14 protein-coding genes and 1 other RNA gene are annotated in these 15,269 nt (G+C 62.8%); 13 read left to right on the forward strand and 2 right to left on the reverse strand.

Going from position 1 to position 15,269, the window contains the following annotated elements; genetic code table 11:
* Positions 1 to 71: 71 nt before the first annotated feature.
* Positions 72 to 424: a transfer-messenger RNA gene (ssrA, locus tag ACOOEX_RS08430) on the reverse strand.
* Between the two features lie 87 nt (positions 425 to 511).
* Here ssrA and ACOOEX_RS08435 point away from each other — a divergent pair.
* On the forward strand, positions 512 to 1,162 hold the full coding sequence (locus tag ACOOEX_RS08435; protein WP_420397984.1) for an LCCL domain-containing protein: 651 nt from the start codon (positions 512 to 514) through the stop codon (positions 1,160 to 1,162).
* Here the strand turns inward: ACOOEX_RS08435 and ACOOEX_RS08440 are convergent.
* On the reverse strand, positions 1,159 to 1,896 hold the full coding sequence (locus ACOOEX_RS08440) for a FadR/GntR family transcriptional regulator (RefSeq protein WP_420397985.1): 738 nt from the start codon (positions 1,894 to 1,896) through the stop codon (positions 1,159 to 1,161). The two genes, ACOOEX_RS08435 and ACOOEX_RS08440, sit on opposite strands and share 4 nt — an antisense overlap.
* Before the next feature lie 109 nt (positions 1,897 to 2,005).
* On the opposite strand from ACOOEX_RS08440, the gene ACOOEX_RS08445 reads away from it, so the two are divergent.
* From ACOOEX_RS08445 to ACOOEX_RS08500, 12 genes are all read left to right on the forward strand, one after another.
* Positions 2,006 to 2,743, forward strand: a complete 738-nt coding sequence (locus tag ACOOEX_RS08445; RefSeq protein ID WP_420397986.1) for a DUF2182 domain-containing protein — start codon at positions 2,006 to 2,008, stop codon at positions 2,741 to 2,743.
* A gap of 16 nt (positions 2,744 to 2,759) precedes the next feature.
* Entirely contained in the window at positions 2,760 to 3,395 is a 636-nt protein-coding gene (locus ACOOEX_RS08450; protein WP_071689694.1) for a DUF1326 domain-containing protein, read from the forward strand.
* 89 nt (positions 3,396 to 3,484) lie between these two features.
* Positions 3,485 to 4,588: a dimethylsulfoniopropionate demethylase gene (locus tag ACOOEX_RS08455; protein WP_071689695.1), complete on the forward strand. Its 1,104-nt coding sequence runs from the start codon at positions 3,485 to 3,487 to the stop codon at positions 4,586 to 4,588.
* Positions 4,589 to 4,640: 52 nt separating this feature from the next.
* Positions 4,641 to 5,633 carry an acryloyl-CoA reductase gene (gene acuI / locus ACOOEX_RS08460; protein WP_420397987.1) on the forward strand — a complete coding sequence of 331 codons (993 nt, stop codon included), beginning with the start codon at positions 4,641 to 4,643 and terminating at the stop codon, positions 5,631 to 5,633.
* 277 nt (positions 5,634 to 5,910) lie between these two features.
* Positions 5,911 to 6,366 (forward strand): GNAT family N-acetyltransferase, encoded by a 456-nt coding sequence (locus tag ACOOEX_RS08465; protein ID WP_420397988.1) that lies wholly within the window; start codon positions 5,911 to 5,913, stop codon positions 6,364 to 6,366.
* 361 nt (positions 6,367 to 6,727) lie between these two features.
* Positions 6,728 to 8,377, forward strand: a complete 1,650-nt coding sequence (locus ACOOEX_RS08470) for a BCCT family transporter (protein ID WP_420397989.1) — start codon at positions 6,728 to 6,730, stop codon at positions 8,375 to 8,377.
* 241 nt (positions 8,378 to 8,618) lie between these two features.
* On the forward strand, positions 8,619 to 9,845 hold the full coding sequence (locus ACOOEX_RS08475) for an aminotransferase class V-fold PLP-dependent enzyme (RefSeq protein WP_420397990.1): 1,227 nt from the start codon (positions 8,619 to 8,621) through the stop codon (positions 9,843 to 9,845).
* Positions 9,846 to 9,900: 55 nt separating this feature from the next.
* On the forward strand, positions 9,901 to 11,280 hold the full coding sequence (locus ACOOEX_RS08480; RefSeq protein WP_420397991.1) for a cryptochrome/photolyase family protein: 1,380 nt from the start codon (positions 9,901 to 9,903) through the stop codon (positions 11,278 to 11,280).
* Between the two features lie 59 nt (positions 11,281 to 11,339).
* Complete coding sequence (locus tag ACOOEX_RS08485) at positions 11,340 to 12,551, forward strand: class I SAM-dependent methyltransferase (RefSeq protein WP_420397992.1); 1,212 nt, start codon at positions 11,340 to 11,342, stop codon at positions 12,549 to 12,551.
* A 4-nt stretch (positions 12,552 to 12,555) separates the two neighbouring features.
* Entirely contained in the window at positions 12,556 to 12,999 is a 444-nt protein-coding gene (locus tag ACOOEX_RS08490; protein ID WP_420397993.1) for a TrgA family protein, read from the forward strand.
* A gap of 9 nt (positions 13,000 to 13,008) precedes the next feature.
* Positions 13,009 to 14,124: an NUDIX domain-containing protein gene (locus ACOOEX_RS08495; protein WP_420397994.1), complete on the forward strand. Its 1,116-nt coding sequence runs from the start codon at positions 13,009 to 13,011 to the stop codon at positions 14,122 to 14,124.
* A 115-nt stretch (positions 14,125 to 14,239) separates the two neighbouring features.
* Positions 14,240 to 15,268, forward strand: a complete 1,029-nt coding sequence (locus ACOOEX_RS08500; RefSeq protein ID WP_420397995.1) for a cysteine synthase A — start codon at positions 14,240 to 14,242, stop codon at positions 15,266 to 15,268.
* The last annotated feature ends 1 nt before the right edge of the window (position 15,269 follow it).

The raw sequence follows: 15,269 nt of genomic DNA on the forward strand, positions 1-15,269 counted from the left end.
GAAGCGGTTTCGAAATCGCTTTTGACGGGCTTTCGAAAGCCCATCTTGCCGGTCGCCTTGATGGAGAGGAAAGTGCAGGCTTCTGTTGCCAGGTGCCTGCGGACCCCGCCTTACGCGGCTAGGCGCAAGGGCTTAGTTTCGGCGACCCGAACTGCTTACGCAGCCAGAGCCATTGCCGGAGCACGATTGTCGTTTGCAATTGTACTGTTTTCGCCGGTAACGGTGGCAGACAGCCGAGACAAAGCAAAACCCCTTTAGACGTTCGTCGATCCTGTTTCGGCCCCATGATCCCCAAACGAAGGATATTGGTGGAGCCGCCGGGTACCGCCCCCGGGTCCGATCCGCTTATTACGAGCGCGTTTATGTCCATAGTCCCCGAAAGGACAGCTTTAAGATAAGCCCTCGGTGCAGGCGATTCAACGGCAATCGTCACCAAAACGCTTGATCGGCATCGAAAGGTAAAGAAGACTGGATCGCATTTAGACGACCATTTCTCAGGGAGGAAAGCCATATGACAATCACATCTCGAAAGGCGGGCCTCGCGGCAGCTGCCGCTGCGGGCCTTATGGCCATGGCAGGCGCCGCATCCGCACAAACCGCCCCGTGTCCCACCAATGCCATCGGCATCAACAGTCCCACCACCTGTACCTGCGCCTCTGGCGGCGGAACCGGGGCGGTCTGGGGCACCAATGTCTACACGGCCGACAGCAATGTCTGTGTCGCCGCTGCCCATGCGGGTGTGATCGGTGCCGGGGGCGGGCAGATCCTCGTGACCCCGGGCGGCGGATATCAGAGCTATCCCGGCTCTACCCAGAACGGCATTACAACCAGCACCTGGGGCTCCTATGACCGCAGTTTCACGGTTACGCTCGTGTCGATGGAAATCCCCGCCTGCGGGGCGATGCCGGCGGGGGCGGAAATCCATGAGTGCAGTTGCCCTGCCGGTCCCTATACCGGGTCTGCCTGGGGATCTGGTCCCTACACCAATGACAGCAATATCTGCGTTGCCGCGCTCCACTCCGGTGTGATCAGCTCTGCCGGTGGCACGGTCACCGTGCTTGCATCCCCGGGGCTGCAAAGCTATCGCGGCTCGGAATGGAACGGGTCCACCACCATGGATTACGGTCCCTGGAGCGGCTCGATCAGTTTCGACCGGAACTAACCGGCCTCCCGGTTTGCCCGCTTGGCCATGACCGAGCGGGCAAGCTCGACCGTGTAGCGTTCCAACTGGCTGAGGCCATCGCAGGCCTCGGACCCGTCCCGCGCCTCGATCGCGTCAGCAATGCGCGTATGCAACGCGACAATCGCCTCGCGAGAGCGGGCGGTGAAGGTGATCATGTTCATCAGGGGCTGCATCGCCTCGACGGCGCCTGCCAGCTGGTAGGACAGAACAGGATTGTCCGCCCCATCCACAAGCGCCCGGTGAAAGGCCACGTCAGAGGCGCAGAACGCCTCATCCGTCAGGCCCGGCTGTTGCTGGCGGAAAATCTCGGCGCGCATCGTGGCGAGGTGATCGGCCGTGCGACGCTCTGCCGACAGGGGCGCGCAGGAGCGCTCCAACGCATAGCGCGCCTCGCAGGCCGTGTCGAAGCTGACGCTGTTCATTGACAGGAGCAGGGTCGAGGTCGTGATCTGCTGGCCGTAGGCATCGGGGTAGGACAGCCGGTTCACGAAGGCCCCGCCGAACGCCCCGCGCTGCGTGCGAATGAGCGATTGCGCCGCCAGACGCTTCAACGCCTCGCGCACCGTGGAGCGGGAGACATCGAACTGCTCGGCCAGTTCGGCCTCTGACGGAAGACGTTCATCGACGATCAGATCCCCCGCGATGATCGAGTCACGAATGGCCTTGGCGATCTGCGCTGACAGGTCGGCGCTGCTCTTGGGGTCGATTTTCACGTGACGTCACTTTCGAGATTTTATTTGTCAGACATTTAAAAGTCTGACATTTAAAACGCAAGACCTGAGTCGGGGAGGACCAGCCTTGTTTGCAACACGGATCAGAGCGATGCGGGGGCCGCACTGGCTGGCGCTCTTTGCCCTGATCCTTGCGGCATGGGCGGCGCTTTATGCCATGTCGATCCCGGCAGAGCTGCGCGCGGCGGGACGGGCCTATGGCGCGGGCTTCTGGGCCGATCTGTGCAACCTGACCCCTGATGCCGCTGGCTTCGCCCGGATGGCACTGATGTGGGCGCTGATGTCGGCGGCGATGATGGCGCCAACGGCGCTGCCCGCCTTTGCCACCTATGAGGATCTGTCCCATAGCGGCGCAGAGACCCGGTTTTCGTCGCTTGTGGGCGGGTATCTGGTCATCTGGCTGGGGTTTTCGCTGCTGGCCGCTGCAACACAGCTTGTGCTGTTCCGGGCAGAGTTGCTCGACCCGTTCGGCTCCAGCGCCTCGGCGGCGCTCACTGCGGGTATCCTTGCCATGGCCGGGACCTATCAGTTTACACCCCTCAAGGACGCTTGCCTGTCCAAATGCCGGGCGCCGATGACCTTCTTCATGCAGCATTATGACGAAGGGCCGTTTCGCAACGGCTTGCGCCTCGGGGCGGTCTGTCTGGGCTGCTGTTGGGCGCTGATGATGCTCGCCTTCGTCGGCGGCGTGATGAACATCGCCTTCATGGGGCTCGCGACCCTGCTGATGGCCCTGGAAAAACTGCCCGATATCGGGCGCTGGCTGACACGGCCCCTTGGGGTCGCGCTGCTGGCGGGCGCGGTCTTCGTCGCGCTGAATGGAATCTGAAAGAGGAGTAAGTCACATGGCACTCGACGGCGACATCGGCACCGTCCCCTGGGCAATCAAGGGCGAGCTGATCCTGAACTGCAACTGTACGGTCTTTTGTCCTTGCGTGATTTCGCTTGGCAAACATCCCCCGACCGAAGGCCACTGCCAGACCTGGGGCGGTGTACGCATAGACAGCGGCAGCTATGGCGATATCGACCTGAGCGGTCTCAATATCGGCCTGATGATCGAGATCCCCGGCATGATGGGTCGCGGCAACTGGAAGGTGGCCCTGTTCATCGACGATCGGTCCACCGAGGATCAGTATGACGCGCTGGTCGCGATCTTCTCCGGTGCGGCCAAGGGCACAACGGGCCTGTTCCAGATCCTCGTGGGCGAAATCCTCGGCCATGAGCGTCAGCCGGTCACCTATGAGACCGAGGGCAAGACCCGTCACATCACCGTGGGCCGCAAGATCCAGGGTGTCGTGACCCCGGTTGCGGGCAATGACCCCGACAGCGATCTGGTCGTTACCAACACCCAGTACTGGATGGGTCCCGACATCACCGTGGCCTCTGCCTCCAAGGGCAAGCTGCGCGCCTATGGCCGGGTCTGGGATTTCGATGGCCGCTCGGCCGAGATCTGCCAGATCGACTGGAAGGGTCCGCGCTAAGGCGCTGATCTGAATGACGTTCCTTGGGGGTTTCCTGCAGGAGGCCCCCGAAGGGCTTTCCCCACCCACCCTTGTTGGAGTCTGCCGTCATGGCTCTGATTTCCCTATCCCGCCGCCTGCGCCGCACCCCCTTTTCCGAGGGCGTCGAGGCCGCTGGCGTCAAAGGTTACACGGTTTATAACCGTATGCTGCTGCCCACGGTCTTCCGCTCGGTGGTTGAAGACTATCACCATCTGAAACAGGCCGTTCAGGTCTGGGACGTGGCTTGTGAGCGCCAGGTGGAACTGCGAGGCCCCGATGCAGGCCGCCTGATGCAGATGCTGACCCCGCGAGACCTGCGGGGCATGCTGCCCGGCCAGTGCTACTACGTGCCCATCGTCGATGAGACGGGCGGCATGCTGAACGATCCCGTCGCGGTGAAACTGGCCGAAGACCGCTGGTGGATATCCATCGCCGACAGCGACCTGCTGCTCTGGGTCAAGGGCATTGCCTATGGCTACCGGCTGGATGTGCTGGTCGATGAACCCGACGTGTCGCCGCTGGCGGTGCAGGGGCCCAAGGCGGATGAGCTGATGGCGCGGGTCTTCGGCGACGCGGTGCGCGATATTCGCTTCTTCCGCTTCGGGCATTTCGATTTCCAAGGGCGTAACCTCGTGATCGCGCGCTCGGGCTATTCCAAGCAGGGCGGGTTCGAGATCTATGTGGAAGGCTCGGATATCGGTATGCCGCTTTGGAATGCGCTGATGGAGGCGGGCAAGGATCTGGATGTGCATGCCGGATGCCCCAACCTGATCGAGCGGATCGAGAGCGGGTTGCTGTCCTACGGCAATGACATGACCGACGACAACACGCCCCATGAATGCGGGCTTGGCCGCTTCTGCAACACCGCGACGGCCATTGGCTGCGTCGGGCGTGACGCGCTGTTGCGCGTGTCCAAGGAAGGGCCGGTTCAGCAGATCCGCCCTGTCGAGATCCACGGCGATGCGGTGCCGCCCTGCGACCGGCAGTGGCCCGTGGTGGTCGGCGACAAGCATGTGGGCAACATCAGCTCGGCGGTCTGGTCGCCCGATTTCAACACCAACGTGTCGATCGGCATGATCCGCATGACCCATTGGGACGCCTTTACCGAGGTCGACGTTGTCACCCCCGAGGGCGTGCGCGCGGCAACCGTGTACGAGGCGTTCTGGAACTGATAGTCACGTGGTCGCCTTTCCGGGCGGCCCTTCGAAAAGAAAAGGAATCGAGATGTTCAACGCACTGGTCGTGAGAAAAGACGAAGAGAGCGGCAAGACCTCGGCTGCGGTGGAGCAGATCGGTCTGGATGATCTGCCCGAGGGCAATGTCACCGTGGCCGTGGACTATTCCACCGTGAACTACAAGGACGGGCTGTGCATCGGGCCAGGTGGCGGTCTGGTCCGCAAGTATCCGCATGTTCCGGGGATCGACTTCGCCGGCACCGTAGAGGCATCGGACGATGCGCGCTATGCGCCCGGCGACAAGGTCGTGCTGACCGGCTGGCGCGTCGGCGAGGCGCATTGGGGTGGATACAGCCAGAAGGCGCGGGTCAATGGCGACTGGCTTGTGCCGCTGCCCGAGGGGCTGACAGCGCGTCAGGCGATGGCGGTCGGCACCGCCGGGTTCACCGCGATGCTGGCGGTCATGGCGCTGGAAGATCACGGGCTGACCCCGGACAAGGGCGAAGTGCTGGTCACAGGTGCCGCCGGTGGTGTCGGGTCTGTTGCGACCGCGATCCTGGCCAATCTGGGCTATGACGTGGCCGGTGTCACCGGTCGGCCCGAGCAGGAGGACTACCTCAAGGGTCTTGGCGCCAAGCGCATTGTGGCGCGTGAAGAGATCAACGAAACCGTCAAGCGCCCGCTTGAATCGGAAACCTGGGCTGGTTGCGTGGATGCCGTGGGCGGGCCAATGCTGGCCCGGGTTCTGGGCCAGATGAAATACGGCGGCTCGGTGTCCGCCGTGGGTCTGGCTGGCGGGGCAGGGCTGCCCGCGACGGTCATTCCGTTCCTGCTGCGCGGTGTGAACCTGCTGGGGATCGACAGTGTCATGCAGCCCTATGAGAACCGGCTTCGCGCATGGAAGCGGATCGCGAGCGATCTGCCGATGGACAAGCTGGAGGCCATGGTGCACCCGGCGGTGCTGGCCGATCTGCCCGATCTGGGCCGCTCGATCCTCAAGGGTGGCGTGCGTGGGCGTGTGGTCGTCGACGTGAACGCCTGAGTAACAGGGTTTCGCCGCCTGCCGGCGTCGACCCGCGGGGGGGTCTTCCCCCCGCACCCCCCTGAGGTATTTTTGCCAAGATGAAAGCTGGGGCGACCTTGACCGCAAGGCCAGAGAAGCGCAGAAAAGACCTATGACCCTACTTGCTGCAATGACTGTTACCTATCGCGCGTTCTCATAGAACGGGCGGGACGCATGTGCAGATAGAATAGACCGCCACCTGAGGCGGTTTTTTCATGTCATCCCGGCTTCGGTGGCCCAAGCCGGAGTACTGGAAATGGCCCTTCAACCGATCATCCGCCCCGTCACGCCCCAGGATCTGGAGGCGCTGGCCGACATGGTTCGCCACCTGGCGCGGTTTCATGGCGATACCCCGACCGTCACCCCCGCCACGCTGGCCCGCGATTGCCTTGGGCAGGCCCCGTGGCTGCATGTCCTTGTTGCGGAAGTGAACGGCGCGCTTTGCGGATACGCGATGCTGTGCCCCCGCGCGCGGGCGCAGTTCGGGGAAAGGGCCATGGATCTGCATCATCTCTATGTCCAGAAAGACCTGCGAGGGCGGGGTGTCGGGGGTGCTCTGGTACGGGCGGCAGAAGCCCATGCCGATGCACTTGGAGCGCGGAGTCTGAGCGTGTCTTCGATGCCGGAAAACGATATGGCCGGTCGAGCCTACCTTGCCATGGGGTTTCGGGAATCCCGATCTCGGATGCGACGGTTTCAGCGGGATTTCTAACCTGGAAGATCCGGTTGAACGGTGTCGCAACGGGCTCAGATCAGCGCTGTCTCATCTCGTGAGACCCTTATTTTGTTGCTTGCTCAATGATCAATGCTCCGCCGGGCAGGGAAAGGTTAGCCGATTGCCCGCACACGTGTTAGTTGTGAGGGGGCGCATGCGCGAATGCGCCGCAGCCGGTGGGGGAAGTGCCGTTTTTGTACAAGAAGCGATGCCCCCCCGCACTAAGGCTTTCCGAAAGGGAGAGACTGCGACCGGACCCGGTTCTTTTCGGAAAAACATCTCCGGGGTCGGCACGGAAAGGAGACAGGGGACAATCCAACTAAAACCGTTTTTCCAAATCATCTGGGAGGAGAACTCTATGGCAAAAACGCCCCCATTGATGGAACTGCCGATCAAGACTGCCGAAGGCGGCTTCTATGACGGGTTCAGCAAAGACGTCACCGTTACCGCAAAAATTCTCGTTGGTGCGCTGATCATCTGGGCTGTCGCATTTCCTGACAACGCCGCCAGCGTGCTTGGCAGCCTCAACAGCTTCCTGCTGGCGAATTTCGCAACCTGGTATATCTGGGTCGTGGCCTTCTTTATCATCGTTTGCATTCTCTTGGCGATCATGCCGGCCTCGGGCCGCCTGACGCTCGGATTGCCGGAGGACAAGCCGGAGTTTTCGAATTTCTCCTGGTTCTCGATGATGTTCGGGGCCGGGATCGGGATCGGGATGCTGACCTTCGCAACGGCGGAACCGATCTATCATTTCGCCACCAACCCTGACGTGATCATGGGGGACGCGGAAGGCTCGTCCGCCGATAACGTGCGCAACGCCTACAAGTGGTCGTTCCTGCACTGGGGCATCGGGGCCTGGGCCTGCTATGCGCTGGTCGGTCTGGCGCTGGCCTATTTCTCGTATCGCCGCAACCTGCCGCTGACCATCCGGTCGGCCCTGGTGCCGCTGTTCGGGAAGTCGCTGTCGGGCACGCTTGGCCATGTGGTCGACATCGTCGCCGTCGTGGCCACCGTTCTGGGCGTGTCGCAGACGCTTGGCTTTGGCGTGAACCAGTTCGTGGCCGGTATCCATCGGATCGGCTTTGGCGATTGGCTGCTGCGGGAAGATGGCAGCGCCTCGACCGCGGCGATCATCTTTGCGCTGCTGGTGATCATGGGGGCCTCGACCCTGTCGGCGCTGTCCGGCGTGGGCAAGGGCATCAAGTGGCTGTCGAATATCAACATGGGGCTGAGCTTCTTCCTGCTGGCCTTCTTCTTGATCTTCGGCTCCACCTTCTTCGGGCTTCAGGCACTGTTCGTCGGCATCTTCGACTACCTGGTCAACCTGCCCTCGATGATGTTCACCGTCTGGCGCGCTGACGGAGTGGAAGACTCGGTCGCAACCCAACTTGCTGGCTGGCAGGGCGGTTGGTCCGTCTTCTACTGGGCCTGGTGGATTGCGTTCGCCCCCTTCGTGGGCGTGTTCCTGGCGCGTATTTCCCGCGGTCGGACCGTGCGCGAATATGTTCTGGGTGCAATCATCATCCCGTCGATGATGTGCTTCGTCTGGTTCGCGATCGTTGGCGGCACCGCCATTGACCTGTCGCTGAACGGCGATGCGGGCGACGCGATCACCGGTGCTGGCGCGGAATCGCAGCTCTTTGCGATGCTCGACGTGATGCTGTCCTCGGGCCTGGCCTGGGTCATGGCCGTGATCGTGGTGGTTCTGCTGTTGACCTATCTCGTGACCTCTGCCGACTCCGCCGTTCTGATCGTGAACACGATCAATTCCGGCGGTGACGAAGGCCCCAAAGGCCGTCCGCACATCCTGTTCTGGGGCGCGGCCCTGGCATTGGTCGTGGGGGCGCTCTTGGTTATCGGCGGGCTTGGGGCGATCCAGACCGCGATGGTCATCGGGGCGCTTCCGTTCAGCTTCGTGATGCTGCTGATGGGCTTTGCCGTGATCAAGGGCATCTGGCGCGATGCGATCCGTGAAAAGAACGGTGTCGAAAGCGTCTATCGCGAGTGATGCGCGGCATCTGATGTGAGGGGGATCCCCCGCCGGGCAACCGGTGGGGGATTTTCTTTTTGTGATCCCGTGATTGACCGCATGGTGGCTCTGTCGTAGCCCTGTTGTCGTCCCGTCGGTAAGACGGGGCTGCCGCTGATCCGGGTCGGGTCGCCGGCTCGGCTGGAAGACCTGCCAGGATGGGAATGCCCGCCCTGAGGCCCGTATTCCCGAGCAAGGCAAAGAGACTGAGGATCACAGAATGTCCCAACTTGATATCGACTGGGTGCGCGCGCAGTTCCCGGCTTTTTCGCAACCCTCCCTCCAGGGGCAGGCCTTTTTCGAGAACGCAGGCGGCAGCTATACCTGTCAGCAGGTGATCGACCGGCTGTTCCGCTTCTACACGGAGCGCAAGGTCCAGCCCTATGCCCCCTTTGAAGCAAGCCGTTTGGGCGGCGAGGAGATGGACGAGGCGCGGACCCGTCTGGCCGCGATGCTGGGGGTGGAGACCGATGAGCTGTCCTTCGGCCCGTCCACCACGCAGAACACCTATGTGCTGGCGCAGGCCTTCCGGCAGTATCTGGACGAGGGCGATGCGATTGTCGTGACCAATCAGGACCACGAGGCCAATTCCGGGCCATGGCGGCGGCTGGCCGACGAGGGGATCGAGGTCCGTGAATGGCAGATCGACCCCGAGACCGGGCATCTGGACCCCTCTGCGCTGACGCCTTTGATGGCCGATGGTAAGGTGCGGCTGGTTTGCTTCCCGCATTGTTCCAACGTGGTGGGCGAGGTGAATGACGTCGCCGCGATCTGCGCGCAGGCCAGGGCGGCGGGGGCCTATACCTGCGTCGACGGGGTCAGCTATGCGCCGCACGGGTTCGAGGATGTTGGTGCGCTCGGGGCCGATATATACCTCTTCTCCGCCTACAAGACCTACGGGCCGCATCAGGGTATCATGGTGATCCGCCGGGCGCTTGGGGAGGTGCTGCCGAACCAGGGGCACTATTTCAACGAGGGGTCGCTCTATAAACGTTTCACGCCCGCTGGCCCCGACCATGCGCAGGTGGCTGCCAGTGCCGGCATGGCCGACTACATGGAGGCGCTCTCGGCCCATCACGGCGGACCGGCCAGCGGGGCAGGGGCCGCGCGGTTTGCGCATGATCTGATGCGCGAGCAGGAAGTGTCGCTGCTGGAGCCGCTTCTGGCCTACCTGTCGTCCAAGAACTCGCTGCGCCTGATCGGCTCGGCTTCGCCAACAGGCCGCGCGCCAACTGTGGCTGTCTCGCTGGACCGGGCGGGGGAGGCGGTCGCGGCTGATCTTGCGCCTCATGGCATCATGGCAGGCGGTGGTGATTTCTATGCCGTGCGCCCGCTTGGCGCCATGGGGGTGAATCTTGATAAGGGCGTGCTGCGCCTGAGCTTCACCCATTACACGCATCACGGAGAAATCCAGCAATTGATCGGGGCGCTTGACAAGGTGATCTGACGGGCTTGACCGGTGCCGGGTGCGATCTAGGTGTCTGGCGACAAAAGGGCAGGGCATGAGCATGGCACCGATCATCTACTGGATGCGCCGGGATTTCCGGCTGGCGGACAACCCGGCACTGACGGCCTGTCAGGGGCGCCCGGTGATCCCGGTGGTGATCCGCGACGGCTCTGTCACAGCGCTCGGCGCAGCCCCTGCCTTCCGGTTGGGCCGGGCGCTGGAAGAGTTTTGCAAAACTCTTGGCCAGCCCGGTGGCTCGGTCATTCTGCGCACAGGCGATGCGCTGGAGGTGTTGGAGGCGCTGATCGCGGAAACCGGCGCGACCAAGGTGGTGTGGAACCGGCTCTACGACCCGCACGCGCGGGACCGCGACAGCAAGATCAAGGCGGCGCTGAGGGACCGGGGGATCGAGGCCGAAAGCTTCAACGCCCATCTGCTGTTCGAACCCTGGACCGTGGAAACCGGAACCGGCGGGTTCTACCGGGTCTACACGCCCTTTTGGAAGGCGGTGCGCGACCGTGATGTCCCTGCCCCCCTGCCGGTTCCCAAGCTGACCTTTCCCGATCGGATGCCTGCCAGCGAGAGCCTCCGGGACTGGGCCCTGTCTGCGCCGATGCACCGTGGCGCGGCGATTGTCGAAAAACATCTGCTGCTTGGGGAGCAGGCCGCTCAGGACAGATTGGCGGAGTTTATGGACCGGCGTGTCGCCAGCTATCGCGACGACCGGGATTTCCTCGCGCTCGATGCCACCTCCGGCCTGTCGGAACCGCTCACCTATGGTGAGATTTCTCCCCGCCAGTGCTGGCATGCCGGCTGGCGCGCGATGGAGGGCGCAGGTGGCAAGGGGGCGGAACATTTCCTCAAGGAATTGGTCTGGCGTGAATTCGCCTATCACTTGGTCTTCCATTCGTCGGAAATCCTGACTGGCAACTGGCGTCCTGAATGGAACGATTTTCCCTGGCAGGGCGATGGCGAGGCGGCAGAGCGTTGGCGCTACGGCGAGACCGGAGTGGAAATCGTCGACGCCGCCATGCGGGAGCTTTACGTCACCGGCCGCATGCACAACCGCGCGCGGATGCTGGTGGCATCTTATCTTACCAAGCACCTGATGGTGGATTGGCGCATCGGGCGCGACTGGTTTGCCGAGACGCTGGTGGATTGGGACCCGGCCTCGAACGCCATGGGCTGGCAATGGGTGGCAGGCTCCGGCCCCGATGCTGCACCGTTCTTCCGCATCTTCAACCCGGATACGCAGGCGGAGAAGTTCGATCGGAAGGCAGTTTACCGCACGCATTGGCTGCATGGGGCGGGCGCGAAGGATTTCGCCGCCGCGATCCCGAAATCGCGGAGAATCCGCAAGGGCTGCACGCCGATGGTCAGCCTACCCGAGGGCAGGGAACGGGCGCTCGACGCCTATAAAGCGCTGAAAAGCTAAATCTCTTGCCAGATGACAGAGTTCGCGTCCATGATACGCTTGCGACAAGGGGATGGGACATGAGCGTCAAGACAACGACAGTCGGAGAAACCGACCTGCCGCGCTATTTCGCGCAAGTCTTCCAAACGGTCAGCAAGCTGAAGAACGGGCGTCTGGAGTTCCACCTGCCAGACGGGCGTGTCTTCCGGGCCGAGGGCGAGAACCCCGGGCCGCTCGGCATTTGCGAGGTGCATGATCCCGATGTGTTCGCCCGGCTGATCCGCGAGGGCGATCTGGGGTTCTGCGATGCCTATCTGGAGGGCGACTGGTCCACCCCCGATCTGCAGGCGCTGATGGATGCGGTCCATGCGGATAACGACGAGGTCTATGACGGGTTCCTCGGGATGGCGCTGGTGCGGGCCTATGAGAAGCTGCGCTTCTGGATGCAGGGCAATTCCAAGCGGCAGGCGAAGAAAAATATCTCGTATCACTATGATCTGGGGAATGATTTCTATTCGCTCTGGCTCGATGACACGATGACCTATTCCTCGGCCCTGTTCGAAACCGGCCAGGAACCGACCGAGGCCGCACAGCGGGCCAAATACGCGGCGCTGGCAGACAAGATCGGCGTGAAACCGGGCGATCATCTGCTGGAAATCGGCTGTGGCTGGGGCGGGTTCGCGGAATATGCCGCGAAGGAGCGCGGCGCGCGGATCACCGGGTTGACGATCAGCCGGGAACAGCACGATTACGCGGTGGCCCGCATGGAACGGCAGGGGCTGTCGGATCAGGTGGAAATCCGTATGCAGGATTATCGCGATGTGGACGGCCAGTTCGACGGCATCGCCTCGGTCGAGATGTTCGAAGCCGTGGGCGAGAAATACTGGCCCGTTTTCTTTTCCACCGTTCGGGACCGGCTGAAACCCGGCGCGGTCGCGGCGTTGCAGATCATCACCGTGCAGGACGCGCGCTGGAAGGTTTACAAAAGCAGCGTCGATTTCATCCAGAAATACATCTTTCCGGGCGGCATGCTGCCGTGCCCGTCGGTGCTGCGTCAGCAGGTTGAGGCAGCGGGGTTGCAGTTTTCGGGCAGTCACGAATTCGGGGAAAGCTACAGCCAGACCCTGCGCCGCTGGCACGAGACGTTCAACGAAAGATGGGACGATGTGGCGGCGCTTGGGTTTGACGACCGGTTCCGTCGGATGTGGAATTTTTACCTGACCTCTTGCGCAGCAAGCTTTCACAGCGGCAATACTGATGTCACACAGATTTCCGTGACCAGACCGGGTTGATCCCATGCCGACCACTGCCAAGCTTGTTTCCGCCGTCCTCTTCGCCATCGTCGGCTTTTTCGCGGCGGCGGCTTATGCAGAGACCCTGCCGCCGGGGCAGCCGCGGTTCTGGCTGATCCCGATCGTGACGGCGCTTGGCATCGGGCAGGGCTGGATGACCATGGGTCGCAATGTGGGCGAGGGGATCTCCATGGCGATCACCACCGGGGTTCGGACGTCCTTCATGATCGCCTTCTGGGCGGTTGCCATTTTCGGCATTTTCGAGATGTTCTATCGGTCCACCCGGCTGCGCTATGACGGGCCGGGCGAGGCGGTGATCGCGGCGCTGGAACTTTTGATGGAATATGGGCTGTCGGTGTTGACGGCGGTGCCCACGCTGATCATCTTGTTCGGGGGAGGCGCGGTTGCGGGGATCGTGGCCGAGTTTGTAAACCGCCGCTGGAGCTGACCTGACCCGATGACACCCCTGTTTTTCTTTGGCACGCTGCGGCATCAGCCGCTGCTGGATATCGTTCTTGGCCGTGTCCTCTCACCCGAGCCCGCCCACCTGCCGGGATATCGCGTGGCCTGCGCCGAGGGCGAGAGCTTTCCCATGCTGGCCGAGGATGCAGGTCGCATCGCCGAGGGGGTGCTGGCCCACGGGCTGACGGAAGACGACATCGCCCGGCTGAATTTTTACGAGGGGGCGTTTTCCTACGATCTGGTCGATGTCACCGCCGAGGGGGCGACCGGCCCGGTTCCGGCGCGGGTGTTCATGCCGAAAGAGGCCCCGTGGCAGCCCGGTGCGGATTGGCACCTGCCGGATTGGGTGGATCAATGGGGGCCGCTGACGCTGATCGCGGCAGGCGAAGTCATGCGGGCCTTCGGGCGCGAGACGCCCGAGCAGGTCGCAGCGCGTTTCCCGATCATCCGCGCGCGTGCGCAATCCTACGTTCTTGCAGCCGCCCGCCGCAGGCCGGTGACAGTCTCCAGCCCGTTGACGCGCAACGAGGTGGAACTGACCTCGCTGGCGCGACCATACGAGAAATTCTTCACGGTCGAGGAATACCAGACCCGGTTTCGCCGCTTCGACGGCACCTGGTCCGACACCGGTGCGCGCGCCATTTTCAACGTGGGTGATGCGGTGACGGTGCTGCCCTATGATCCGGCGCGCGACATGGTGTTGCTGGTGGAACAACTGCGCATCGGGGCCTATGCGCAGGGTGATCCGCAGCCATGGCTGCTGGAACCGGTGGCAGGCATCGTCGATGCGGGCGAAAGCTATGAGGAGACCGCCTATCGCGAAACCCGCGAAGAGGCACATGCCGAGCTGACAGCGCTGCACAAGGTGGCGGGCTATTACCCCTCGCCGGGGGGTATTGCGCAGTATCTGGTATCCTATATCGGCATCACCGAACTGGTCGATGATCGCAGGAAGGTGGGCGGGCTGGAGTCCGAGGGCGAAAACATCCGCAACCTGCTGGTGCCCTATGAGCAGCTCGTCACCATGCTGGAGACGGGTGAGCTGGTGAACGCGCCGCTGATCCTGTCGGTGCAATGGTTGATGTTGAATCGCGACCGGCTGCGCGCCTAGGCACATTACAGTTGCGATGCTACCTGCTTGAGTTTGGCGCTGTGCGCGCCTATCCCTTCTAGGCAACAAGGACCGCTTTCGGGGCGGTCACAAGATATCGGCGGAGTGACCGGACATGACCATCAACAAAGATCTCGCAGCATCCGTGGGCAACACGCCCCTGATCCGGCTGAACCGGCTGAGCGACGCCACCGGATGCGAGATCCTCGGCAAGGCCGAGTTCATGAATCCCGGCCAGTCGGTCAAGGATCGCGCGGCACTGTTCATCATCCGTGACGCTATTGCGCGCGGTGATCTGAAGCCCGGTGGGACCATCGTGGAAGGAACCGCCGGAAATACCGGGATCGGCCTGTCGCTGGTGGGGGCCTCGATGGGGTTCAAGACGGTCATCGTCATCCCCGAGACGCAAAGCCAGGAAAAGAAGGACATGATCCGGCTGGCGGGTGCAGAGCTGGTGCAGGTGCCGGCGGCCCCCTACAAGAACCCCAACAACTACGTGCGCTACTCCGAGCGGCTGGCCAAGGCGCTGGCCGAAACGGAGCCAAATGGCGCGATCTGGGCCAACCAGTTCGACAATGTGGCGAACCGGCAGGCGCATGTGGAAACCACGGGGCCGGAAATCTGGGATCAGACCGGCGGCAAGGTCGATGGCTTCATTTGCGCCGTGGGGTCTGGCGGGACCATCGCCGGTGTCGGCATGGCGTTGCAGCCGAAAGGCGTGAAGATCGGCCTTGCCGATCCCGACGGCTCGGGCGTTTACAATTTCTACACCACAGGTGAGTTCAAATCCGAAGGCGGTTCCATCACCGAAGGCATCGGACAGGGGCGCGAGACGGAGAACCTCAAAGGCTTCCGACCCGACATGAGCTACAAGATTTCCGACGCGGAAGCGCTGCCCATGGCCTTTGACCTGCTGTCGGAAGAGGGGCTCTGCGTTGGCGGGTCGTCGGCGATCAACATGGCCGGTGCGGTGCGCATGGCGCGCGAAATGGGGCCGGGCCATACCATCGTGACGATCCTTTGCGACTACGGCACGCGCTACCAGTCCAAGATGTTCAACCCTGACTTCCTGCGTGAAAAGGGCCTGCCGGTCCCTGCATGGATGGATGCCGCCCCGCGCGACCTGCCATCCGTCTTCGAGTAAC

This window comes from Nioella sp. (assembly GCF_965215655.1).
Classification (GTDB): Bacteria; Pseudomonadota; Alphaproteobacteria; order Rhodobacterales; family Rhodobacteraceae; genus Nioella.